Below are 26,436 nucleotides of genomic sequence, written 5' to 3'. Positions count from 1 at the left end.
CTAGGCTAAGGTTCAGTCAACACGGCGTTCATGTTTGGCTCCCGCAAATTTCGCGGGACAGGCCGTACCGACCACACGAACGCTTAGATATCAGCTGTAGTTATTTATTTTTCTTTGATATTGCTATTATAGTTTTCAATAATCAGTTTTGCTACCAATTCTGGATTTTGATAATATATGCCGTGGCTGTATTTTGGCAACAAAATAATTCTACTGTTATCATTGTCCTTTATCAAATCCGTGAAATGCTGTATTCTCAAATTATCGTATTCTTTCCACCAAGGCTTGAAATTAATTCCTAGATTAAGGTTCTTATTTAATTCTTCGTCTGGTTGTTCGATAGGTTTGTTATATGAAATAATTACCGTTGCAGCAATATTCCTATTCAATTCAGGTAAGTGTTGATATTCTTGAAAGTAACCCGATACACTAGATTTCAAAGCCCTTGTGGCATCATTCCTTGCTCCTTGGCCAAAACTATCATTTTCGGACATCATTTTCTGAATTAACAAAGACGTTTCCCGATAACCAGTAGCACTTTTAGATTTTATTCTTGCTTCTTCATCCTCTTCAACAGTCAACATAAAGTCGGTTGGGTCCGAAAAAACGAGCCCACAAACTTCGTTTGGGAACTTAGATGCGAATAATCTTATGTACGGTCCACCTATGGAATGCCCAACCAATAAATATGGTGGTTCAATGTTCAAGGTTGTTAATAAATTATGTAGTCGATCGGCAAGTTGAGAATCAGATGTTATTTCAGTATCTAGCTCTGATTTTCCAACTCCATTTCTAGCGTATTGAATACCCGAAATATTACTAGGTAGAAAAGGAAGAATAGGGCCAAAAGTTCCGCCACCTAATCCCGTTTCGAAAACAAGAATTGGTTCCCCTTTTTTTCTGTTTTCAATATTGAAGGATTTGTACGCTATTCTTTTGCCATCGACAACAACTAATTCGTTATCGTTATTTTGAGCATGATTTGACGGATTTAAGGCAATTACAAATAAAATGCTCAGAATTATTTTAAGTTCACTTCTCATATTTAGTGATTCAGATGTTTGTATTTTCTCCTGATGCAAAATTATTGGAGTAAATAGGAGAGAATTGAAAAAGACGTATGTCATTTTTACGCCATCTGTATGACAATGTAGGATTTAAAGAACATTTGGGACGAAGCTTAATACTTCCTTTTCTTTATTTATCTGAACTGATATATGTATTGTAATGATGATATTTGCTAACCCATAAGTTAAATAAGAGACTATTAAAATTATAGGAAATCCTCCATACCCTTTTCCTGCTAACAGGAATAGAATAACTAGGAAAAAAGGTAGTGCTAACATACTTAAAATTTGAAAATTCAAAATTTTCTTTCCAATAGTATTCATCTTTCTATCATTTCTATTCTTGAAAAATATAATTGATGGGAAAATAATATTACCAAATGGGATTACCAACATTGTTAAAACACTAAAATTCATAAGTTTCAATGTTTTTATGTTGTTTTTTACAAATAATTTGGGGTTACCTTCATCATGAAATATATCTGAGCTTTCAATGGATAAAGTTTTCGCTAAAGTTTTGAGGGTATGAGAACTTCCCGTTGACAATCCTTTTTCGATTCGCTGAATAGTTCTAATGGATATTCCAGAAGACTTTGATAACTCTTCTTGAGTCAGGTTTTTAAGTCTTCTATGCTCCTTTAAGCTATTCTTCATTGTGGTTTTCAAATTACCGTTAACATTATAGGATTAAATCAGGTAAGCCAAGGGCGCAGTTCTTTAATGTAACTATGCGGTCTCGGTTTTGCGCTATCCTTGCTACAGGGATTGGATCCTTTTTATTTTTTCCAATTTAGGGATTTTTAGTCAATAATATGCAAAGAGGTTGGACAGGAGCGGTGTTTGGCCAGCCAATTTAAGGGAAGGCACGAGCCAGTGGGGAATTTTATTTGTTTTCTTTAAAGTGGTACAATTTAAAACGGGATGGCTGGCACTGATGCATTAAAGAAAGCCTGTAAAGCGGTTTAAATAAGCTGGATTTTCTAAAAATTAGGACTTGTACAACGGCTGCCCGTGTTGGTTTTGTTGAAAGCTGGTTTGCAAAGGCCTCCAAAAATATCCGGTTACTTGCTGACCTAAAAAGAGAAACTGCCTTAAAAGGGAGTTATAGAAGTTTGTTTTTTTTATAATTTATTTGCTTGTGCAACGGTTACGTTCGTTTTATGGGACTTTAAAAAACTAGAATTTAACGTCTCACCAAACGCAGTTTCTTTTAACGAGGTGATGTACTTCATTTATTTGAACTCACTTTTCTGATACAACATAATGCTTCTTTCCATAACCGACGCGCCCGTCCCTTGAAATAGCCTCTACAACAATTATATAGTCGCCCGGAACGTCTCCATTATAAAAACGAGCCGATGCGCTTCCTGACTTATCAGTGCTCAGATGGGGTTGCCAGTGGATAAGTGCCCTAAGATCCGGCTTTTGTTCTTTGGTGGGAATCGGACTGTCGTATTTTGGGGTGTAGAATTCCATGACCGGGGAAAAGACCTCGACAGACGTATTAAAGGTGCCAGGTGTCGGCCTTATGGAAGTATTGATACCTAAACCGCCTTTGGTAACCACAGAAATGATATGTCCAAGAGATGGCGTATTCATGGGACTTACCTCTGGAAAAACACTCTGGTACAAGCTCCTAAAGGAACTGGCGTACTGGATAAGTTCTACCCGCTCTATAATTTCGGGGGACATATTGGACACCTGACCATATTGGTGTTTGTCAAGCGGTTTACCGTCGACGATCAATAAAGTCCCCTCCTTTTTTGGATTTCCCGGTACGATACCGCGTCCGGATTGATATCTTACGGCTCCATACTGTCCCGCTCTGACATGCGCAAGCATAAACCCGTCGCTATATTTTTCAATAAATACCTGATCTCCGTAATTGAAAAGAAGGATACTGTATAGCCCATAGGACCATTTTTTCTCCTTTGCCCTTAAATCATCTCCATTGACGATCCCATCTGGTTCTCCGTATTTGTCGTAAAGTTTTTTGCGCTCGGGACTTAAGAGGTTGTCGGTAACAATCACCTCGTCCAGTTGCGTAACCCCATAGAGGGAATCTAATATGGCTTCTGTTCGGACACGTTCCATTCCCGCCACGGCCACACTTCTGATCAGGGTATCCAGTTGACGAAAGGCCGGCCTACGATCATAGGTTACTTTTGGAGGCTTTGGGTTATTCAAATTGATCCTATAATCAAGTTTATTCCCCTTTTTTCCATCATCTACCGTAAGTAGGACCCGCATGGGTGGGCCATAGGTATCCTCCATCATGAACCTGAAGTTACCCAGACTATCGGTGGTTCCTGAGTAGAAGACCGGTGACTTTGAGAAGGAAGATAAGGTAAGCCCCACGCCTTCCTTAGAGAGTTTGCTCCTTCCGGGGGCCTGTACCGAGCCCCTGACCTCGAGGCGAGACTGAGGCCAATAAAGGGTCTTCTCGATGCGTTTTGCAGGATATTTGTAACGGCGCCAGCCCTGGGAGAGCATAAGGGCGTCGAGGTCCTGGGCACGTCCGGTATTCTGGGAATTAAAGTAGTAATCGGGATCCTCGATCGTTCCCCGCAGTTCCGAACTTAAAAGAAAGTAGGATTTAATGTTCCCAAACGTATGCTGGCCCTGTACTGAATTGATGGCCAAAACGGACAATTCTACGGGGCCCTGAACGGAATCTTGTCCCGTGATAAGGATATCCAATTGGGTAGGTTGGCGCCGTGCATACGTTTCCCTGTCCGTAGCCAGGTCCACCTTCAAATGGTCTTCGGTCTTTTCATTGAAGAACAGCCGCTCCGCAACGGTATTTTTGTTCTGGTCCATCAGGGTAAAGACGAGTATGCCCTCTGGCAATGCCTCCGATAAAAGGCTCTTGGACAGATATCCGTCTCGCAACGGACCCTCTATCATAATAAGATCCTGCCCCCGGCAAGAGACCTTGATATACACATTGCCGGAAAGGACATTTGAGTATACCCCCGCCCAAATATTTTTGCCAGTTCGTTGAACAGAGATAATACTTCCATTGGATGCCGATTTGGGCAAAGGGAATTTTACGATGGTTTTCGGTCCGTTCGTGGAACGAATTTCGGCATGGTAGGTACGGGAACTTTCGGCGTAAATTGAAAAATAGCCCATTCCCAAACGGTTTGACACAAAATCAATGATATGTTTCCCCCTGTCGTCGAAAACGGTTCCCTGGACCCTGCTTCCCTTGCCGTCGATGCCTATGGCCTTGTACGCTATCTTGTTGCTGTACCCCTCAATTAACGTACCGCTTTCAGGAAAGAATTGCAGGTCTACCTCGTTTTGATCCAGGACGACCGTTTCGGATAGCCCCTCTACTGTCACGGTCACCCAGCTAGGGTCTTCCAGCATCTCGTATTCAAATGCATAAGCTCCATGGCCATTTCTTTTTATAAGCAGGGTGTCGCTCCCCTTATCTCTTTCTATGGCGACCTGTACCTGCTTGGCCCCGGTCGATTCTATGGCGTCTGACCTAACCTTAGCGCTCAAAAGGAACCGCCCGTCACCTACTTTCTCCAGTTTTAGGGAATCCAATAATTTCGGGTTGTTTGAGGGCCAAGGAGCTACAATGTCCACGTAGCGCTTATAAATGAAATCATCCCCAAAGTTTCTGTTCCATTGGGTATAGGCCTGTACCAGATAGCGGCCCTCCGGCAAGCCCTTTTCGGGTTCAAAAGACCCCCTCCCTACCCCTTTGGACAACTTGACCAATTTACGCGACACGATTTTCCCGTCTGGACCAATCAATTCAACATGAAGTACACCGCTAATTTCCGTGAAACGGTGGGAAATTGCATCGGTTACGATGGCCTTGAACCAGATAGTTTGGTCGGTAGCGAACACTTCGGAGGCAAGCTGCAAATAGATCTTTTCGGGCGACCACCTATCTTGTGAAAAAACGGAGGTTGAAATCGACAATAATAGCAGAATGATAAACTTTCTTGACATTTTTATTTCGAATAGTAAACTTCTAACCAAACGCACACTTTAATATCTAGATATCTAGAGTTTGTACTTAAGTTAGTCATTTGAATTTATTTAAAATGAAATACCATCCTATTGGAAGGTATTAATGCTTTAAAAAATTTACTCTTTAAACATTAGCGACCTAAATACTTAAAGAAGAGAAAGCTTGTTTTATATTTTGAATATTACTTTTCCGATAATATTCTTTTGGGCAACAGGGCCAAATGACCTAGAGTCAATAGACTTGTTTCTGTTGTCCCCAATCATAAAATAGTAATCGTTTTTGAAAATATAAAATTCACTTTCTTTATTATCATAATAAAAAGAACATTCTTCTCCAATTTCACCCCCTTCTTCCCATTCCATAATATCACGATAATCCTTTATTTTGTTTGACTCAAAGCTAATCTTTAATCCTTTGTAGGGAATTACAAATTTATCCATGTTGTTTTCCGAATAGGGTGGGAATTGAATCATTGAGTTATTATGTTTGGCGTCTGGCTCGATTGCCCCGATCGAATCGACGCTTTTACAACCCATAAGCAATTTTTCCTGGTTCAAATCAAGATTGATTATAACGTAACCGGAATATTTCTGTATAATACTGCTTGAGTCCTTATTCATACACTCTTTTAAGTCATTAAAATTTCGGTACCAAACCTTTCGAAAATGACACGAGGTACGGGGAGGGTGTGCGTATCGCCCATTAATAAAAATATCCGTGTCTTTTATTTCAATTATGTCACCTGGCAGACCAACACATCTCTTCACGTATATCGTTGATTCTTTACCTACGCTGAAGACTAAAAGATCGTTTATTTTTGGTTTTTGCTTAAATTTCAGCTCTTTTAAGATTTTTGCTAGGGGGCTGCCGTAAAAAATCTTGCTAACAATTATAAAATCGTTTTTTTGTAAGGTGTTCTCCATCGAAGAACTTGGTATATGGAAAACATCAAAAAAAAATAACCTTAAAACAATCGTACTCAAAAAAAACCAAAATAAGACATTTAATAGCTTAAGAAAAAAAAAGCGAGCTATCTTTAGTCGTAAATTCAAACGCTTTTCCATAATTACAGTTATAATGATTTCATTTTTAATTGATTGTGCCTGCCGCAACCATAAACAACAGGTATTGTCGAATCAATCAACATAGTTCACACCTTGAAGTTTTAGAAAATTTTTTGCTCCATTTATTATTTCAAACGTTGTCTCGGAAGGAACTGTAACCTTTAAATTCAATATTCTATTAGCAACATTCACAGCATTTTCCATTTGATTGTTGTCGGAATACATTTTAAGCAATAAGTAATGGCTCCTAAAACTTCCTGGAACCATATTAATGGAACGTTGATAACATATTTCAGCATTTTTGTAATCTTCTATTTCCTTATAGCAATTCCCCAACACATTTTCTATTACGGAATTATTAGAATAATTCTTGGCTTTGCTCAATATATTAATGGCAGCATATGTATCCTTTGCACTATATAAAGCCAGACCATAGTCGGTAAGGAACTTCCCGTCGGTATCAAAAAACGGGTATATTAACCTGTAACCCTTAACTGCCAAATTAAAATCTTTATCCAAATAATTTTCGTGGGAATTATTCCAAACATAATAAGCTTTTGCTAGTTTCAGTGTCTTATAAAACAGTAAGCAAGAGATAGATAGACTAATCAATAGTATGTAAAATGATCTTGATTTTGATTTATTTTGGGGTTTAAAACGGTTGCAAAAGGAACTAGCCTGGTTTGCAGATAAAATTGCCACGTAAAGGATTAACACCAATTTAATAGGCAGAATTTTAGAAGGATACGAGAATAGTGAGAAGATAATTATCGACAAAATTCCGGCCATTGCCATCTCGTACAATGGTTCATTTTCTTTTAAAGTCCCTCTTCTAATAATTAAAAAATATAGCACTAGCAACAAAATTGACAATCCTAATATTCCATTTTCTACGGAAAACTGTAATGGTTCGTTAAAGGCATAAGCTGTATTCCCTGCCCTTAGCGCCATTTTTATGTTATTGTGTTTTTCAAAATATTCTGACTGATAAAGCATATAGTTACTATGGAACCTGTCATAGCCAAAACCCATAACAGGCCTATCTTTCAACATTTCCACAGTAGTTTTCAATATCAACAACCTCCCTTCAGTTGACCCTTTTTTAAAATTATATATAAAAATAATGGAAGTAATCATGCAACATATTGCCCCCAAAACCAACAAAACCTTTACAACCCTTTTCTTTGTGTTTTTTTCAAAAAAGGACTGAATATTCTTGCGATAGATATATCCTACAGTAAAGAAAATAACAATAAAGGCGGCTCTCGATCTTAATGCAGGAATTATTGTCACACACCCAATAATGTTTAAAACAACAGCAAAGTGAACGATTGCTTTTCGTATATTAATATATTTTTTCCCATCTTCAATTAGGAAATTACCATTCTTTAAGAACTGTAGGCCAATTGGAAAAACGGCTACCAAGTAACCACTGTAGGGGCCACTGTTAAAAAAACCACCTGTTACCTTTAAAACCGAACTGTTAGATTCTATCAAGCCGTATAATTGTAACCATCCTATAATGATTTGGATATTGGCACCGATAATGGCCGCAATAAGTAGCCAAGAATGATGTTTAGGTGTAAGCGATTTTATCACAAAATACAATGCCAGCAACCCCAGCAATTCGTAGAACCTTATTGAAAAACCGTAAGTGGGTTGAAAAAAATATCTATTGAACGTTATATAAACCACGAGTAGAAGAATTGAAATATCTATCCGGCCAATAGAAAAGGATTCATCAGAAACTTTCAGCTTTCCCAAAAATAAGCAGACGATTAATAGGGTTGCGAGTAAGAATATAATAAATTTTCCGGTCACTGGGGAGCGTCGAAATGGCAAGAAATCAATCGATGGCAAAAATACGTATAGAGAGAATAACAACAGCACTATCAATAAGTTAATACTATGTTCTAATCTTAATATTCTAATTTTGGTACAATCTATCTTAAGTGTCATTTCAATGTCCTTTTGCAAAATAACTTTCAGGATTCAAGGGGCTAAGGCTTTTTCAAATTTTATAGAAAGTGAGTATTACAATAATCGGAAATTATCCACATCTCCATATAGTCCATGTAAAATGAAAAAAATATTCACAAACTCCGAAACCTGTTAAACTAACGTTCGTTTACGAATATTTGCTTACCGTCCCTATAAACAAAGGGTAATTCTTCCTTACCGTGGTCCTTGTTTCTTAACCAGTATATCGTATTCTCGGGTACATTCTCAAATTTTAAAAAGTTATACTCTGCAATTTTGGAGCCTCCACTTTTCCATCTCTTATCGTAATATAAAAGCTCGTAATTATCCCCAATCACTATTCCATTGTTGGCATTTCTGGGGGCAAACCTTACTTGTGAAATGTGCTGAGGGCTTCCAAAATCGATACCTATGGAAAAAGTTGTAACGTATGTTTCTAGGTTGCCATCCAAGGCCCGCTCTACATCTTGGCTTGAAGGTAAAAGGTTACCATTCAATTTTGTATAAAGACCAACATCCACGTTTCTTAATTTTTCCTCAGACAAGATAGAAGGTTCCGACCCTTTGACAATATTCATGTTTTGATTTACTGAAGAGAACACCTCAAAAGTTGCAATATTAAGCGGTTTACCATTACTAATACACCTCACATACCTAAATTTCTTTTTTGTCGAAATAGGTAAGGCTTTCACTGAAAAATCCAAAATGTCTGATGAGCCAATGGAATAGAGGTCTATTGCATCCGAAAAATCCGCGCTGTTGGCCCCTTGTATTTTGGAGCCAATCATATCCTTCATGAACTCAATTAAATGGTATTTCAAGGGAAATTTACGAGTAAGTCGTAAGGTAATCGGATTGTTGTTGGGAGCTATTTCCATAACCTTTCTGTCGAAATCGATATGTAATGGGTTGGAGATTGGAATGAACCCATTGGAATCATAGATACCAACAATATAAGTTGCATTTACAGGAACTTTTTCAAAATTGATTTTTTTACGGTCATAATCAATCTCTCCCCAGGCAATGGGCTTCCAGCCTCTAGGGCTAAATATCGCCAAATAGCCCAATTTTCTATTGGTACTATCCTTCTTAAACTTGTAGGGAACTGAAAAGGTGGTAACCTTGTGGTATTCCTCGGTTACATCCTTCATATATGGGTTTTTGAATGTATTCGGGACGTATTCATTAATGCTGGCCAATGTTCTTGGGCACCTCTGTTTGACATACATATTTCTGTACATTTTGGATAATTCGTTTTGATGCCTGTAATCACCTAACTGTTGCCATTTAGGGGAATAATGGTGATAAATTCCTGAAGTATCCCGTACCGATACCCCATAATGTATTTTGTCCCTGTTAAAGTAACCCGAAGTATAGTCCAAATAAGCGGGAACGCCACATGCGTTTAATACCCTTACTGTCCATTCGGAATGTCGGTCGCAATCGAACTTATAAAACTGTAAAATATCGTAAAACCCTAAATTTCCGATTTTATGGCCATTGTCCTCGAAAACATCGAGACAATAGGTGGCAAAATTTAAGCGTCTCACGGTATTAGCAAGGTTTAAAGAATCATTAGAATGAACAATACCGTAAAAATAATTATTAATATAACTGGAATATGTATCCACAGATTCATTCATGCTCCTATATGTCAACAAGGTGTTCTTGAACTCGTTATAACTCAAATCCCTTGCAAAAGGGGACTTCTTCCAACAGGAAAACGCATTATCAATATGGTCAATCAACCAGTTGCAGGAGATATTTTTCAAATCGGGATAAATTCCGTTGGTTTGATTTTCCGTTTGGATATTGAATAGCAATTCCTTGCCAATACTATCTACAAAGTGCTCAAAATGTACAACTTTTTTTCTATGGAATTTTACGTCAACAGTATCAGGGTAAGTTCTTTTTATCAGGGAATCTACAAAGCCCTTTGTCGGAGCGAAATCCTTTGTGTCTAGAATATTATGAAGATAATCTGCAAACCGGAAAAGTGAAGTATCTGCCTCATGAAAGAAGATTACTTTGGTAAGCGAGTCAATTTTTTTAAATGATTCTTTTACTAAATCTGGGTAGGACTCAATCCTTTTTGATGAAAAATGACCCTTCATATTAGATATAAGAAAACAGGCCGCCCTATATTTTAAACTGTCTTGTGGATACTTTTTATAATGATCTAGCACTTTAATCAATTCCATTTTATTTTCCCCCGCTTTTTCTAAAGAGGAAAGCACACCTTTCGGATATGGATATCTTCTTAAATCCACACAATTATAGAATAGGAGAAGAAAAAATACCAATATTTGTAGATTTACCAAAAGAACAAATAATCTTTTACTCATTGGAAACAAAATAGAATATGAAGTGGAATAGCCCTTATGCTTAATAAATGTAACAAGCCAACAATCATTGGTTCTATAGTACTGTAAAGAGCCAAAGTTTCATTCCACCCTACCATAAAATGTCAATAAAAATGGGGATAATGGTGAATTACTGTTAACAGTCACTACTTTGTTTACAAAACCTTTCATGTGTTCATCACTTACAAAGATGCCAATTATCGAATCAGTCTTTCCAACAGGTAAAGGGCTATCATTAAAATAAGCTACCGTACAGCCACAAGTAGCCTCTGCGTTATAAATTAAAAATGGGTGTTGCCCTACATTCTTATATTTAAAAACCCTTTTAATTGTATCGCCTATCTTAACGGAACCTATATTGATAGTAGTATTTGTAATAAACTCAATCTTAACACTATCGTTTTGCACATTCTTAAATTCCAAATTATATTCATTATTCTTGTCTTTGTGTTTTTGATTACATCCAGTCAATCCAATAAAAAGTAATATTGTCCATAGCAATATTTTGTATTCATTTTCCATTTTCTAAAATAATTAAGTCACTAACTTTTACTGACTAGTTTTCAGATAATACATATTTAATTAATTTGTTAGAGTCCATCATTCCATATAAATGTGTGAAATTTTCTCTGTCGATAGCTATTGTATTCACTTTTCTGTCCAATTTAATTCTATTTACTGGATTCCCTTCCCAATCATAAACCAAGACAATATCGGATATATTGAAGTTTTCATCACTGTCGTTCAACAAAGGGCCACTGTAAAGGGCGAAGATATTTTTATCACTAACCGCAATATTGCGAAAGCCTTTTTTACTGTCCTTCCCTGCAACAATTTTCTTTGAATTTGGTCCTACAAGAAGATTAAAAGTAGGCAGATAGTATACTTTTTGATATTTTTTCTTTAAACGATAATTTTTGTCAACCGATATTATTTGAATTACTGCTCCTTTACCAGAAAAACAAGCAAATTCATGGAAGCTTCCTGGTCTATAGGCTACTCTATTATCCATTCTCATATTTAAATATTTGAAGTACAAAGAATCCTTTTCGCTTTGGGTTTTATTATTTTCATTTCCGGGTACTTCAATACCCGTTGTTAATTTGTTTGTATAGAGGTTCAAAACGCCAAAGGTTTTGTTATCCATATTTGAAGTTAAAAACTTACCGAATAGAATTGAATCGTTCAAGAAATAAGTATTCGAAAAAGTAATTTTTGTTGAATAAAAAATAGGTTTCGGCCTGTATTCAGATTTATTTAATAAACTGTCCCAATTATAGCGAAAGATTTTATGCGGAGAGTTTACCTGGGTAATACTAAAAACTGAATCATTGTTTGCGACACCATTTTCCATTGAAACTGCATTAATATTCATTTCGGATTCTCCATTGCCCGCAAAACCAAACTTCTCTACTAAACGGCCATCTTTTAAATTGACAATACTAAAACCCGCCTCACCTGTATTATCATTAAAAATGGCCAAGGTGTCATAAACTTCGAATTTACGGGGCCGAAATAGTATTGTGTCGCTTTGAAATCGGATTTCCTCACCTACCAGTACAATCTCATTATCTTTAGAAAAATCGTTTAACGGATTATTGTAGTTGTTAGCACAACCCAACAGAACACACGTTGCTAGTATTTTTAAACAGTATATATGTAGAGGCGGATGTATCTTATAAAATCCTTTATAAATATTCCTATAACATGTTCGTAAAATACGTATCATAAAAACAAAGCGCAACTTAAAATAATTAATCATCACAAGGTCGATTATACTAGCATATGTATGTTTTGATTTTTTGTGAATACATCCAAAAAATACTTTTTAGGGTGTTCCGTATCCAATTTTTTCCTTGATCTGTCATCAAGTAATTTAACTACATGACCAATTTGGTTGTTTTGCACGTTGCCCAAAGGTGAATCCTTGGAAAAATACTTTCTCAATAATTTGTTGGTATACTCATTGATGCCCGTTCCCAAGATACTTATGGATATATGAAAAATACATTACAACCGATTTCTTGGCGATTTTCATATGCCCAGAGATCTCCTTACCTTTGTCATTGGATTAATATGGATTCATTCCTTATAAAGTTCTTGTGCATTTACTGTGATCTTGAAGAACTTATCGATTGCATTTCCACCGACATTTTCGACTAACAGTAAGCTGGAGCACCTGTCCAAAATGCACCCTTATGCCCCTTTTCGATGATAAGGTCTTCCTTGAAGTTCCCGACAGTTTTCTTGTTTTCCACAATCGAGAGGAACTTATCTATGGCGACCCTTCCCAGTATGCCCACTATTGTCTTTTCTCAGTATCGTTTATATTTTACGTAAGAATTCCTCAAACTCTTGTAAAGTTTACCTCCAATAGCCTTGTCCTCCCATATCCTTATTTAGATGCGCTCACGACAGACCATATCTATATCCCTCAGACGTGCACTACTTGTTATCACTTAGAGGGACCATTAGTAATTCCAGAGCTTGTCCCATTCATAAAGCTACATCTTGGGCGTAAAACGCTTTTTCACATGTCCTTCCCTCATTCGCTCGTCTACAATTATTTCGGTATCTTTGGTATTGTTAACGCCCCGTCTTCCCTAGTTCCTTTCCTGCTCTTGGGAAAGGGACGACTCGGCAATGGATGCTTTATGAATATATCTATCTTCTTAAGGCCGTTTTTCAACTTCCACTCAACAACAGACCTTTGTTCCAAGGTCATTTGTTTGTAGCTCTTAACACAACTATTTGACTTTTTTGGGGAATTTTTCCTTCGGGGATACCCCCGAAGGAAAACTCCCATCAAAAACTTTCAATAGCAATTGAATCTAAGCCAAATTCCCCTTCTATGATATAATAAATCCAAGAGGCAAAATAACATATCTCCAAAACGTTAAAGCAAATCATACTTGGATACACTTTGAACTACAGTCTATTCATCTGAGATAAATCAATAAAATTTAGCAGAACCCCCTTAACTTGACAACAAATATGATAGTACAAAGTAAAACAATGAATAATCCATGAGACTTTTATATTTCTTCAAAATCATAAAGTGTATACCATTCACCACCACCCTCTTCAATACATGTATCCCAATCACTGTAAACACAAAAGCCAGATGCCTTGGCATCTTTAACCTCTATAACAGAAAAAGAATTTGCCGAACTACTATTAATGTTAACATAATTAACCGCCATCACAACAGCTACTAATAAACCACCTAATAATTTTAAATAATTTTTTGTTTTCATAATTAAAAATTTTTAAAAGATTAATAAAAATTACTTATGTATATACACATTAATAAAATTAGTAGATTATTTATTTAATATACACTATTTCTTACTTTTTTGTAATAAAATATTAACTATAAAAGAAAAAAAAACTTAGGTAATAGCTCAGGGCAAACTCACACTTTCCAATAAATACATCTTCAATAAAATTTCATCCAAATAGATGTAATTCAAGTAAATAAGTGTTGTTTTTTAGGTCGATTATTTGTATATTGTACTGATAATTGATTGTTGTTGAAAACAATCCACAATTTCAAGTCCATTTTCAGCAAGATGGACGACCCCAGGAGCGATATAAACAAGCTTCACAGATTGGACGATATCCTTCTTATTGGTATAATTTCGGTGATCTGTGCCGCGGATACATGGAAAGATATGGAAACATACGCCAGGGCAAAAGAGGATTTTTTACGTTCGTTCCTGGATCTTCCCAATGGCATACCTTCCGATGACACCTTCAACCGTGTATTCTCATCAATAGATCCAGAACAGTTCGAATCCTGCTTTATGGGCTGGGTATCGGGATTGGCCGATCTTACCGATGGCGAGGTTATCCCCATTGATGGCAAAACGCTAAGAGGATCCAGATCCAATGGAAAGAAGTCCCCTTTTCATATGGTAAGTGCCTGGGCCAGTGACAACAACATGGTTTTGGGCCAGGTCAAGGTCTGCGAGAAGTCCAACGAAATTACCGCCATCCCAAAACTCTTGGAGCTTATTGCCATAAAAGACTGTGTAATCACCATAGATGCCATGGGTTGCCAAGAACATATTGCCAAGACCAATGTTGGGCAAGGGGCCGATTACATCTTGGCCGTAAAGGACAATCAAAAGCGGTTGCACCGGGATATCGAAGATGAATTTAGATTTGGCAAAGCTATCGGGACCCATATCCATGACGACCTGGGCCATGGTAGAATAGAGACACGTAGCTGTAGTGTCATCAATACTTTTGACTTTATAGAAAACACGGATAAATGGACCAAATTAAAGAGCATCATAAAAATTGAAAGCATCAGGGAGTTTAAAAATAGTGCAAGATCCAAAGAAACGGCTACCCGATATTATATCTCAAGCTTGGAGAACAGTGCGGAGGCCTTCCAGAAAATGATACGCCTACATTGGGGAATTGAAAATAAATTACATTGGGTATTGGATGTCGCCTTCTCGGAAGATGCATCAAGAAAAAGAGCGGGAAATGCCGCCCAAAACTTCTCGATACTGAGCAAAATTGCCTTAAACCTGTTGAGACAGGACAAACAGACCAAGCAAGGCTTAAAAGGCAAAAGACTTAAAGCGGCCTATGACAATAACTATATGACCAAAATATTAGGAATAAAAGTGTGAGTTTGCCCTGGGTAATAGCTTACATTTAATATGTGCCTAGCAAAAGCTGGAGTATTTTTTCTTTTTTACCTTAAGTGGCACAGATTGAAACGGAATGGGTGGCACTGATAAACGGTTCTTCCCCAAATTTGAGGAAGAACCCATCACTCCGAAATAGCCATATCGCTATTAATTTCAAATTCTTCATATAAATGTTCTTCAATCTCTTTAGAAATAAGACTTAAATAGTTCTTAATACGCTCTATCATTAAACTAGTGGTAATTGATGTTTTGTGTTGAATGGTCTAAATCAAATATATCAAAATTTAACAAGTAATCGTTTACGGAAAACCGTAACATATTTTGGAGAAAATAGTAAAAATAACATTCCACACATATTACACTCCCCTCCTATTGTCGGCTAGCATAAAAAGTGTTCCATTAATTTTTTAGAAGAAACTTTTAGAAGACCACATAATTTTTGAAGATTGATAATCTTAAAAAATTTGTACGAGATGCAGCGAGGGCCTGAGAAAACAAATACCAAATACGCCAGCACACCTCCCGATAGCCATATCGGGACACTCAAAAAAGTAAAGAATCTCAATCTTTACTTTTTATGCCGCACCCAAAGCAAAGTTACATAACCTGCCTGAATGAATTCGTTCAAACAGCCGCAAAACATTATTTTATAGCTTAATAAATTTCCTCAGCTCTAACCTTTTTTAGCTTCATCGTAGCCATCAAATTCTGCATATCCTCCCCTACCTTCTTTTCAACCACTCTAGCATAGATTTGAGTAGTTGAAAGCTTGGTATGCCCCAAAAGTTTGGAAACGGTTTCAATTGGCACCCCATTGGAAAGTGTAATCGCCGTGGCAAAGGTATGTCGGGCTACATGAAAGGTTATCTTTTTACGAATACCGCAGGCGGTTGTGATATCCCGAAGGGTGCGGTTGATCATTTGGTTGCTGTATATAGGTAATAATCTTCCATTTTCAAGCAGACTAGCATGGCTTTTATATTTATCAATGATTTCCATGGCCTTGGGTAGCAAAGGAATCTTCAAAGGTTCATCTGTCTTTGTTCTTTTAGTATATAACCAATCGTTACCGTCCATTCCTTTTACCAAATGGTCAATTTTTAGCCCACTAACATCAATAAAAGACAAACCCGTATAACAGGCAAAAATGAACAGGTCTTTTATGTGTTGGGTACTTGGAATATTAAACGTGGTATCCTCAATGAGCTGCAGTTCCCTTTCCGTCAGAAATTGACGTTCTGTTTTTTCAAAACGTAGTTTATAATTGATAAAGGGGTCCTTTTCCAACCATTCCAGTTTTACGGCAAGCCTGGACATCTTCTTTAAGCGCTCCATGTGTTTCATGGCACCGTTATTGGCACAACCCATTCGTGTGGCCGGTTTATACTTCCGTATATATTGTTCAAAATCTACAATAAAACCATAATTCAGTTTTTTAAGAGGAATATCCTCAACGCCCATTTTCTCTTTTAAAAATTCCTTGATACAACGTTCCGTACTGTAATAGTTCTTCATAGTTCCTTTTCTAAGGACGCTGATCATGGAGGTATTGTGATAGCTTATCAAATCGAGCAGTGTCTTGCCCCTATCGTCCTCTCCTAAATATCGAGCCTTTATTCCGGCCGAAGTAATGTCAACTTCCTCCTGCAAAAGTTGCCGGTGTGCCTCGTGCAATCCCGTAAAAACCTGATCCAAATACTTGTTTAGAGAGATTACATATTTGGAAAACCCCTTACCTCTTTTGCGTTTTTCGTCCCAAAGGGACACTGGCAATTCCCGATTTAAACTGAATTCCGCTCTTTTTCCATCCACGGTGACCCGAGCATAGATCTTAATGTTCCCATTTTCCAAATTCAATTTTCGAGTGACAAATACCACCGATAATCTACTGTTTTCTAACATATTACATAGCTTTAAATTAATAAATAAACGGTAAAAAACACAGGGTCAAATACCCTCTAAAGCTACTTCAATGTACAAAAAATACTGTGGTTTCAAAATCCCTTTATGGACACCAGAGGGGTGTTTTCAGGTAGTTTCAAGTGGTTTCATCTGGACCCCCTAAAAACATAAAACGTTGCAAATCAGGTGATTTGCAACGTCATGCGACTAGATGAAACTAGTCAAGTCGGGATGACAGGATTTGAACCTGCGACCACACGGCCCCCAGCCGTGTACGCTACCGGACTGCGCCACATCCCGATACTACAAATTTGCTCAATACTTCTATTATTTTTCAGAATCTCCATTTATAAATGAATCCTCTGTGGGGCAGCCTGTCCTGAGCGCAGACGAAGGGCCACATCCCGAAAATGAGATTGCAAAAATAGGAAAGATCAAACAATTTAACCCTACTCTTTTGGCAAAAAAATGAATCTTTTTTACTTATCCCCTAAATTCCAGCTCCTTAGTATTACTAACCCAAATTTTCCTTATCCAACACCTATCAAAATATGAAATCAATCAACTAGTCCCAAGAAATAAAAGATTGGTCAATTGAAAAATAAATACTAATTTGAATTTTTTAATTCAACAACCATCATAAAAAACAGAGAAAAAACTACCTATGAAGCTTAAACGATTAATCATTTGCTTTTTCCTAACTAGCACTGCCGTTTCCATTGGTCAAACCACCGAGGACAACCTTATAAGATTACAATACAAGGATACCACCTCTACCAAAGATCTGGCGGTGGGACTCTGGGCCAATCCCTTGCCCATGGATTACGATCAAGATGGAGATCTGGATTTGGTTATCTCCTGTACCGACGTTCCTTTTAATGGCACATTTTTGTTCAAAAACTCAACCACAGATCAACAAGGGAACCTCATTTTTGATGCTCCTGTCAAAATTGGTGACGGTATGCGGAATGTTTCCATCTCCTATGTGGAAGGGGAACCTAGGGTTTTGGGGGTTGGCTTGGAATACGACAACTTTAGAAAATATGGATATACTCGGCCAGAAGGTCTGTACCAGGCATCCGAGCTACTTGATCTTTATAAAGAGCGTTTTAGCGATTGGAAATACGTTGATTATGACAATGACGGGGATATGGACCTCATCGTAGGAATAGATGATTGGAGTGAGTATGGTTGGGACAATGCCTTTAACGACAAAGGGGAATGGACCAACGGAGATCTTCGTGGATACCTTTATTTATTGACCAACGACAACGGAGAATATAGAAATGATGGGAAAATCCTAGCAGGTGACAATCCTATAGATGTTTATGGCAATACTACCCCCAACATAGCCGATTTTGATGGTGATGGGGATTTGGATATTATCTGCGGGGAATTCATTGATCGTTTTAGCTACTTTGAGAATATAGGAAATCGTAAAAACCCTGTCTATGCTACAGGTAGATTTCTTGAAAATAATAATGGAATCCTAAAAATGGATCTGGAAATGATGAGGCCCGTGGCACTTGACTGGAACAACGATACTAAAATAGACCTTATTGTTGGCGACGAGGACGGTAGGGTTGTCTTTATTGAAAATACAGGTGTAGTAAGTAATCAAATGCCAGTTTTTAAATCGCCCACATATATCCAACAGAAAAGTCAAAATCTCAAATTCGGTGCCTTGGTCACCCCATTTAGTGTTGACTGGGATGATGATGGAGACGAGGATCTAATCTGTGGAAATTCGGCCGGTTACATAGGTTTTATCGAGAATTTGGATGGAGGTGTTAGTCCCGAATGGAAAGAACCCATATATCTGAAAGCCGATGGGGAAGTAATACGCATAATGGCTGGCAACAGTGGTTCCATTCAAGGGCCGGCTGAAAGCAAATGGGGCTATACTACTTTAACGGTCGCTGATTGGGACGGTGATGGTTTAAAAGATATTCTGTTGAATTCCATATTTGGAAAAGTGGAATGGTATAAAAATACAGGTACTAAAGGAGCTCCCAAACTTGCTAAAATGGGAGGTGTCAAAGTGGCTTGGAAAAAAAACAAGGTTCCAAAACCCAAATGGAACTGGTGGAATCCGGAAAAAGATGAATTGGCCACTCAATGGAGAACAACGCCATACGCAATAGATTGGAACAAGGACGGACTAATGGATTTGGTAATGTTAGATCACGAAGGCTACTTGGCCTTTTTTGAACGTTTTAAAAAGCGGGACAAGCTATATCTAAAACCAGGTCAGCGAATATTTAAAAATGCCGATGGAGAAATGGGCAAAGACCAACTGCGTTTAAACGAGCGTGAAGCAGGTAGTAGTGGACGCAGAAAAATAGAGTTTACCGATTGGGATGGCGATGGGGACCTAGACCTATTGGCGAACAGTGAAAATATTGAATGGTACGAGAATTTAGGGGAATCAAACGGAAACACTGTTTTTAAGAAAAAAGGAAATTTGGTCAAAACCAAGCTTGCAGGGCACAGCACTAGCCCAACCGTAGTTGATTGGGATAAGGATGGAAAACCAAATTTATTGATCGGTGCCGAAGACGGACATTTTTACTATTTAAAGGACTAACAGCTTTTTAAATCTCAGGGGAAAGTGGGGTCTGTAGGTTTTCTTAATTCTTTAGCTTAATTTGTAGTCATCACTAGTTAATCCAACTGTAAACCAAAGCCAAATGAAACGTTTACTACTATCCTTTATTTTACTGCTGTTTATATTGATGGCATGTAAAAATAAGACGGCTACAGGGGCAACCTCTCTTTTCAACGGGAAAACATTTTCTGGTTGGGAAGGCGATACCATATCTACTTGGCGGATTAAAAATGGAACTATCACTGGAGGCTCCTTGGATAAAACTGTTCCTCACAATGATTTCCTGTGCACTAAGCGTTCTTATGCCAATTTCATTCTTAAACTAAAGATAAAATTAATTGGGAATGAAGGATTTATCAACTCAGGCATCCAATTTAGAAGTAAAAGGTTAATAGACCCACCTTATGAAATGACAGGCTACCAAGCAGATTGGGGCGAAAACTATTGGGCAAGCCTCTATGATGAATCCCGAAGAAATAAAACGTTGATGGCTCCCGACTCCCTAAAAGTTCTTAGTTGGATAAACATAAACGACTGGAACGATTATGAAATTAGGGCCGAAAATCGGAACATACGTCTTTACATCAACGGTCACATGACGGTTGATTATACCGAAGAAGACATGACCATACCACAGACGGGTCTAATAGGCCTGCAAATTCATGGTGACGGTAAAGCACTGGTTGCTTTTAAAGATATTTTTATTGAAGAAATAAAGTAAAAAAATTAGAGCTCTCAAATATAATCAACCACACCAACTATAACCCGGACCCATGAGCAATCTTCGTTTAATATCCCGCATCTCCGCAACCCTAATGCTATTGATCGTTTTTGTTGGTTGCCGAACAAAGAGCAACAAAGAGACTTCGCAACAAACTGTTCAGGATACTACGATTATTGACAGAGACTATGCACTGGAAGCTACCATGCTGGGATATTTTGCCAAAGATGGAACCCGAAATCCGACCTTAAGGGCCAACCCAGGAGATCGCGTTCGCATTACAATTACTAACGGCGAAACCATGACCCATGATATTGCTATGGAGAAATTGGGAATAAAGAGTGGCACCCTATTGGAAAAGGGGTCAAGTACTAGTATCGCCTTCAAGGCAATAGAAAATGACACTTATTTCTGTACGGTTCCTGGACATCGCGCGGCGGGTATGGTGGGGAAATTTGAGGTCGTGGAGGGAGACCTATCAGGACCATCCATTGCGGGAGATATACCCACAAAAAATGGAAAACCGCTGAACCTAGGTTTTGAAACTGGTTCTTTACAAGATTGGACAGCCACTGGAGATGCTTTTAAATCGCCACTATACGACCAAGACCCTTCCCCTGTGCATGAGGCCGATGCACTAATCTCCTTTAATGGCGACTACTTTCTAACTAGTGGCGGTAACACAAATTACAAACTTACCGGCACCTTAAGTTCTGTTCCCTTCAAGATCACCCATCCCTATGCTTCCTTTAAGGTATCGGGTGGTGCATTGGCAGATACCCGCGTTGAATTGGTGCTGGCAGAAACCAATCAGGTTATCTTTAGTTCAACAGGACAAGGTAGGGCCACCTTACAACCTGTGGTAGTAGACCTTGAACCTTATGTACATAAGGATATAATTATCCGCATTATTGATAATGAAACTGGTATCTCACAGATTCCTTATATAAAGGATGATAAATGGGCACATATAAATTTTGATGACTTCCGGTTCTACCCTACTCGACCCTACTTTCCCAATGAATTAAATAAGGATGATATTATTGTACTGCCCCCATTGGATCCAATTATCAATTCTGGTCTTTCTGGTGAAAAAGCAGCAAAGGCCATGACCTTGCCCGAAGGCTTTAAAATAACTTTGGCCGCCTCAGAACCCGATGTGGTTCGCCCCATAAGCTTTACCCTGGATCCACGCGGTCGACTTTGGGTCGTTGAAGCTCATACCTACCCTACTCCCGCCCCTGAAGAAAAGGGAAAAGACCGTATTCTCATTTTTGAGGATACCAATGGTGACGGAACTTTGGATAAGAGAAAGGTATTTACCGAAGGTCTAAATCTGGTCAGCGGCATAGAAGTGGGCATGGGAGGAGTATGGTTAGGGGCAGCCCCGTATTTGCTATATATTCCAATCGATGCTGAAAAAGACAAGCCATCGGGACCACCTCAAAAATTACTGGATGGTTGGGGATTGGATGATACCCATGAGGTACTAAACAATCTGCGCTGGGGACCGGATGGGTGGCTTTATGGTGTTCAGGGAGTTTTTACACATTCCAATGTAGGCAAGCCCGGCGCTTCTGACAACCAAAGAACCAAAATCAACGCAGGAGTATGGCGCTATCACCCAACAAGACATGAGTTTGAAGTATTTGCCGAAGGGAGTAGTAATCCATGGGGAATTGATTTTAACGATTACGGACATCCGTTCATCACGGTCTGCGTAATTCCACATCTCTATCACGTAATTCAAGGGGCACGCTACCAAAGACAGGCAGGGAATCATTTTAATCCTTATACCTATGATGATATTAAGACTATAGGAGACCATGTACACTGGCTAGGTGATAGGGGTCCACATGCGGGCAATTTTAGGTCGGCAGCCGCCGGAGGTGGCCATGCCCATGCGGGGGCAATGATCTATTTGGGAGGAAATACCTGGCCTAAAAAATATCACAATACCATTTTTATGAATAATATTAATGGTTCCAAACTTAACAATGATCAACTTACCCGTTCGGGGTCAGGATATGTTGGTTCCCATAATAAAGACTTTTTGGCCATGAACGATTCGTGGTCACAATGGCTCAACTTTAAATACGACCCCAGTGGATCGGTATTTGCCATAGATTGGTACGATCAGAATCAATGCCACAGTTCCAACCCGGATGTGCATGACAAAACTTTAGGACGGATCTTTAAGATCAGTCACAAAAATGATCAATGGGTACAAGTAGATTTAAACAAAGCTTCAGACCTGGAACTGGTCAACTACCAATTACATCCCAACGAATTTTACGTGAGGCAGGCCAGGACAATTTTACAAGAGCGAGGAGGCAATCCAGAAGTACATGCTTCGCTTAAAAAGATTCTAGCCGATAATGAAGACGTAACTAGAAAACTTAGAGCACTATGGACCTTACATGTTACCAAAGGGCTTAATGAAAAGGAACTAAATGATTTATTGAGCAGTGACAATGAATATCTTAGAAGTTGGGCCATACAGTTACTGACCGAGGATAAGAAGGTATCACCAACCACCTTAGAAAAGTTTGTAAGGATGGCAAAAAAAGATCCATCACCTTTGGTAAGACTCTACCTGACTTCGGGCTTGCTTCGCTTAACACCCGCAAATCGATGGGACGTTTTGGAGACACTGGTTCAAAAATCGGAAGACATGGCAGACCACAATCTACCCTTAATGTTATGGTACGCCACCGAACCCTTGATTCCCATAGACCCTGAACGTTCCCTCCAATTGGCCCGGAAAGCACAAAATCCTATTATTCTAACGTATACGCTTCAAAGGATCGGAGCTTTGAAAACAATGGCATCCAAGAAATTATTACAGGATTTCAAAGACCAATTATATACTGGGCAATCCGAGGAAAATAAAACACAAATAGTGCTCATTGACAATTTATTAAGTGAACAATAGCAAATAATTTTCAACTAAAAATAACTAATTTTCGAACTACAAACAGGCTATATAATGAAAAGGAAAACAACTAGGACTATTGGACAGCTTTTAGGTGGCCTTATTTTATATTTCGGCTGTATTGTGGTGACCTATGGTCAGACCGAAACCTCAAAAGAATTCAAAAAAACTGTCCTAACGCGGGATTTTATTTCTGAGGGTGTTGCTGTGGCAGACTTAAACAAGGACGGGTTGATGGATATTGTCGCGGGCTACTATTGGTTTGAAGCTCCTTCTTGGACGCGCCACGAGATGGCTCCCTCCCGCACCTTTAATCCGTGGAAGGAATACTGTGAATCTTTCCTTAACTTGGGTATGGACGTAAATTTGGACGGCTGGGATGATGTGATTATCATAGATTATCCCGGAAAACCTGGTTTCTGGTTCGAAAACCCCAAAAACAAATCCGGGGTTTGGAAAAAGCATATTATAGCCGACGGAATGGGCATTTCCAATGAATCACCGGGTTTTGTAGATATTGATGGTGATGGCAGGCTGGATATCCTTTGTGGTGATGTGGATAAAAAGCAGATAGTTTGGCTACAGGCTCCGTTGAATCCAGGGGATACCGAATGGAAAAGATTTCCTATCAGCACTGAAAATGTACCTGGAACGGACCGATTTTCCCATGGCATTGGACTGGGAGACCTTAATAATGATGGTATGGATGATGTGGTTATTCCGGAAGGATGGTTTGAAGGAAAAACGGATAAAAAGGCAGGCAATTGGAGATTTCACACAACCAACCTAGGTGATCCCTGCTCCCACATGCAAGTGTTGGATGTAAATAACGACGGTAAAAACGATGTGGTCACTGCCTCGGCCCATGCCCTTGGTATTTGGTGGCATGAACGACAAGAAGGGGAAAACTTTGATACACATTTAATAAGCACTACAACGGCACAGACGCATGCTACTATTATGGCCGATTTAAACGGAGATGGCAGTAATGAATTAATTACAGGGAAGCGATATTTGGCACATAACGGAAATGATGCCGGGGACAGTGATGCCCCTATTCTCTATTATATTGAATTTACTCCGGAAAACGCCCCTTATTTCAAGGAGCACCTAATTGACCATGATTCAGGTGCAGGCCTTAATATCGTTGTAGAAGACATGAATATGGACAAAAAACCGGACATCGTGATTGCTAATAAAAATGGCGTTTTTCTTTTTGAGAATAGGATGGGGAATTAAATTAAATTGAATTGAATGGTTTAGGGAAACTCCTTTTACATGGAAGATTTTTTTTAATTATCCCATGTCCGGAATTAACAACACTAAAACCACATTACCTATGGTCAAAAGCGGATATACTGTTTACTACAACCTTAAAGTATCCCGCTCAAAGCTTATTCTAAAAAGGACTACTTTAATTTCACTTAAGTTCACCAATGACTAAATACTCAAAACAAAAAGCCCGATACAATTTATGTATCGGGCTTTTGAGGAAATAAAAATAAAACTAACTCAATTCCTTAATTAACGTCCCAGAATAATTTGGTGGTCAAATTATCCTCGCCGCTAACTGTATTATAATTATCAGTGTTATAAACACGCTCACTGTTTGGATAAATCCAACGGCTAGGTGGCAATGTTTGTTCGTTGGCATTATCTACCTGGAAAGAAAAATCAGGTAAATTCAACCTTCTTTGTTCCGCCCAGCTATCAGGCAATTGAAGTACACTGAAGTGTATCCATTTTTGAGTTGCGATCAAGGACAATTTCTCATCATCGGTAGTTGCGTTGTCCCAATTTACATCTGTACTGCCAATATAGGCCTGTATTTCCGTATCATTGGTAGGAACTAAGTCAATAGCCGTTCCGTCAGCACTCAAATCACGTAGACCATAGTAAAATTCAGTTGATTTTTCAATAGCATCCTCATAACTAGCTTGTGCCATAGCGTCATTACTGGCATTCAAATAATATTCCGCCTTAAGAAGACTTACCTCGGCAGCAGTAAACAAAAGTCCTGGGAAGTATTCATTTCTACTTAAAGTGGAACGGTTGTACCTAGATAATGTACCAGTAGCTACCAAAGTAGTTTGGTCATTTTCGTTTAGCAATGGATCTAAACCTGAATAGTCGCTACCTGCAAACTCTCCTGGTTCGTACATAGCTCTTAATCTTGGATCGGTATTATCCAACATGTGATCGATCATGGCCTTACCTGCCAAATTACCATCCCAGTCTTCCAAACCACTCCTGAAACCTTTAGAGTTTATCGGAGTATCCAAACTAACAACATCGATCTGAATATTTTCAGAATTTTCCTCCACTAAAGGATATTGTCCTGGATTGGCCAAAATAGCAGCAATTTCAGACTGCGCTCTGGATTGGAATTCAGAAACACCGGAAACTCTGGTCAACATTCTTAGTCTAAGGGAATTACAATACTTTTTCCAAGCACTTAAATCACCTCCGTTAACAAAATCTTGGGTCTGAAACCCTACCATGATTCCTGCACTAACATTAATACTGTTCAATTCGTCAGAATAAGCCTTTAAACCATCCAACATGGTAGTATAAATACTTTCAGCAGTGTCGTATGCAGGTAATGAATTTAAATAATCTCCTCCATTTTGACTTAAGCGACCCGCTTCGGAAAACGGAATATCACCATGTAAGTCAACTACTTTTTGAGTATGGTCGTAGAGGTAAATTGTGGCCGTAAGCATATAAACCCTTAAATCTGCCTGCTCCTCTGGAGTAAGGTTATTGTAAATCTTCTCCAATTCCCTGTATTGGGCCAAGAAATCATAGTAATTACCCCAACGACCTCCAATTCCTGCTTCTCCAGGAACATATTGGTTGGAAGTATTTACCCAACCTACTGCTTGCGTATAACGTGTTAAAGTAGTTCTAAGCACTACGAAATAGTTCCAATAGGCGGGAAGAACGTAATCCTTATTGGCAACCAACATTCCAGCAAATTGCTTCTCTACTGTTGCTGTCGATACCTTCGAAGGGTTGGCGTAATTCTCGCTAAAATCTGCCTCAGTACACCCGCTAATGGCCGTGGCCATAACAATACTGAGTATTATCGATAATTTTTTCATGAAATATCTTTTTAAATAATTCTTATTTATA

General features: G+C 38.6%; 16 protein-coding genes and 1 tRNA gene. 5 read left to right on the top strand and 12 right to left on the bottom strand.

The features are described 5' to 3' along the window. Nucleotides 1-104 precede the first annotated feature (104 nt). From LV92_RS02590 to LV92_RS02540, 9 genes are all read right to left on the bottom strand, one after another. Nucleotides 105-1,043 carry an alpha/beta hydrolase gene (locus LV92_RS02590; protein ID WP_111622090.1) on the bottom strand — a complete coding sequence of 313 codons (939 nt, stop codon included), beginning with the start codon at nt 1,041-1,043 and terminating at the stop codon, nt 105-107. Nucleotides 1,044-1,157: 114 nt separating this feature from the next. Further along, complete coding sequence (locus LV92_RS02585; RefSeq protein WP_085496272.1) at nt 1,158-1,721, bottom strand: helix-turn-helix domain-containing protein; 564 nt, start codon at nt 1,719-1,721, stop codon at nt 1,158-1,160. A 588-nt stretch (nt 1,722-2,309) separates the two neighbouring features. After that, nucleotides 2,310-5,039: a hypothetical protein gene (locus tag LV92_RS02580; RefSeq protein ID WP_085496271.1), complete on the bottom strand. Its 2,730-nt coding sequence runs from the start codon at nt 5,037-5,039 to the stop codon at nt 2,310-2,312. Nucleotides 5,040-5,228: 189 nt separating this feature from the next. Further along, on the bottom strand, nt 5,229-6,125 hold the full coding sequence (gene lepB, locus LV92_RS02575; RefSeq protein WP_085496269.1) for a signal peptidase I: 897 nt from the start codon (nt 6,123-6,125) through the stop codon (nt 5,229-5,231). A 72-nt stretch (nt 6,126-6,197) separates the two neighbouring features. After that, on the bottom strand, nt 6,198-7,889 hold the full coding sequence (locus LV92_RS02570) for an O-antigen ligase family protein (protein ID WP_085496267.1): 1,692 nt from the start codon (nt 7,887-7,889) through the stop codon (nt 6,198-6,200). Nucleotides 7,890-8,242: 353 nt separating this feature from the next. Next, entirely contained in the window at nt 8,243-10,450 is a 2,208-nt protein-coding gene (locus LV92_RS02565) for a hypothetical protein (RefSeq protein WP_085496264.1), read from the bottom strand. Between the two features lie 99 nt (nt 10,451-10,549). Then, nucleotides 10,550-10,990, bottom strand: coding sequence for a DUF1573 domain-containing protein (locus LV92_RS02560; protein WP_085496262.1), 441 nt, complete (start codon nt 10,988-10,990; stop codon nt 10,550-10,552). A gap of 34 nt (nt 10,991-11,024) precedes the next feature. Beyond that, entirely contained in the window at nt 11,025-12,197 is a 1,173-nt protein-coding gene (locus LV92_RS02555; RefSeq protein WP_176225580.1) for a BF3164 family lipoprotein, read from the bottom strand. 1,306 nt (nt 12,198-13,503) lie between these two features. Continuing rightward, entirely contained in the window at nt 13,504-13,725 is a 222-nt protein-coding gene (locus tag LV92_RS02540; RefSeq protein ID WP_085496254.1) for a hypothetical protein, read from the bottom strand. 276 nt (nt 13,726-14,001) lie between these two features. Between LV92_RS02540 and LV92_RS02535 the strand changes: the two genes are divergently transcribed. Next, nucleotides 14,002-15,114, top strand: a complete 1,113-nt coding sequence (locus LV92_RS02535) for an ISAs1 family transposase (RefSeq protein ID WP_085496657.1) — start codon at nt 14,002-14,004, stop codon at nt 15,112-15,114. 675 nt (nt 15,115-15,789) lie between these two features. Here the strand turns inward: LV92_RS02535 and LV92_RS02530 are convergent. Beyond that, nucleotides 15,790-17,037, bottom strand: a complete 1,248-nt coding sequence (locus tag LV92_RS02530) for a site-specific integrase (RefSeq protein WP_085496253.1) — start codon at nt 17,035-17,037, stop codon at nt 15,790-15,792. A 226-nt stretch (nt 17,038-17,263) separates the two neighbouring features. Continuing rightward, a tRNA-Pro gene (locus tag LV92_RS02525) sits at nt 17,264-17,337 on the bottom strand. 364 nt (nt 17,338-17,701) lie between these two features. Here LV92_RS02525 and LV92_RS02520 point away from each other — a divergent pair. The 4 genes from LV92_RS02520 to LV92_RS02505 all read left to right on the top strand — a co-directional run bounded on the left by LV92_RS02520 (nt 17,702) and on the right by LV92_RS02505 (nt 24,540). Continuing rightward, nucleotides 17,702-19,624 carry an FG-GAP repeat domain-containing protein gene (locus LV92_RS02520; protein WP_111622088.1) on the top strand — a complete coding sequence of 641 codons (1,923 nt, stop codon included), beginning with the start codon at nt 17,702-17,704 and terminating at the stop codon, nt 19,622-19,624. Nucleotides 19,625-19,727: 103 nt separating this feature from the next. Then, nucleotides 19,728-20,366, top strand: coding sequence for a 3-keto-disaccharide hydrolase (locus LV92_RS02515; RefSeq protein WP_111622087.1), 639 nt, complete (start codon nt 19,728-19,730; stop codon nt 20,364-20,366). A gap of 52 nt (nt 20,367-20,418) precedes the next feature. After that, complete coding sequence (locus tag LV92_RS02510) at nt 20,419-23,301, top strand: PVC-type heme-binding CxxCH protein (protein WP_111622086.1); 2,883 nt, start codon at nt 20,419-20,421, stop codon at nt 23,299-23,301. Nucleotides 23,302-23,355: 54 nt separating this feature from the next. Further along, the gene (locus LV92_RS02505; protein ID WP_111622085.1) at nt 23,356-24,540 is read left to right on the top strand and encodes an FG-GAP repeat domain-containing protein; all 1,185 of its coding nucleotides are present in this window, start codon (nt 23,356-23,358) and stop codon (nt 24,538-24,540) included. A 281-nt stretch (nt 24,541-24,821) separates the two neighbouring features. On the opposite strand, the gene LV92_RS02500 is transcribed toward LV92_RS02505, so the two are convergent. Beyond that, nucleotides 24,822-26,405 (bottom strand): SusD/RagB family nutrient-binding outer membrane lipoprotein, encoded by a 1,584-nt coding sequence (locus LV92_RS02500; RefSeq protein WP_111622084.1) that lies wholly within the window; start codon nt 26,403-26,405, stop codon nt 24,822-24,824. Nucleotides 26,406-26,436 lie beyond the last annotated feature (31 nt).

The organism is Arenibacter echinorum, assembly GCF_003259375.1.
In the GTDB taxonomy this organism is placed as follows: domain Bacteria; phylum Bacteroidota; class Bacteroidia; order Flavobacteriales; family Flavobacteriaceae; genus Arenibacter; species Arenibacter echinorum.
Note: the sequence above shows the minus strand (reverse complement) of the source record. Positions and strands in the feature narration are given on the sequence as shown.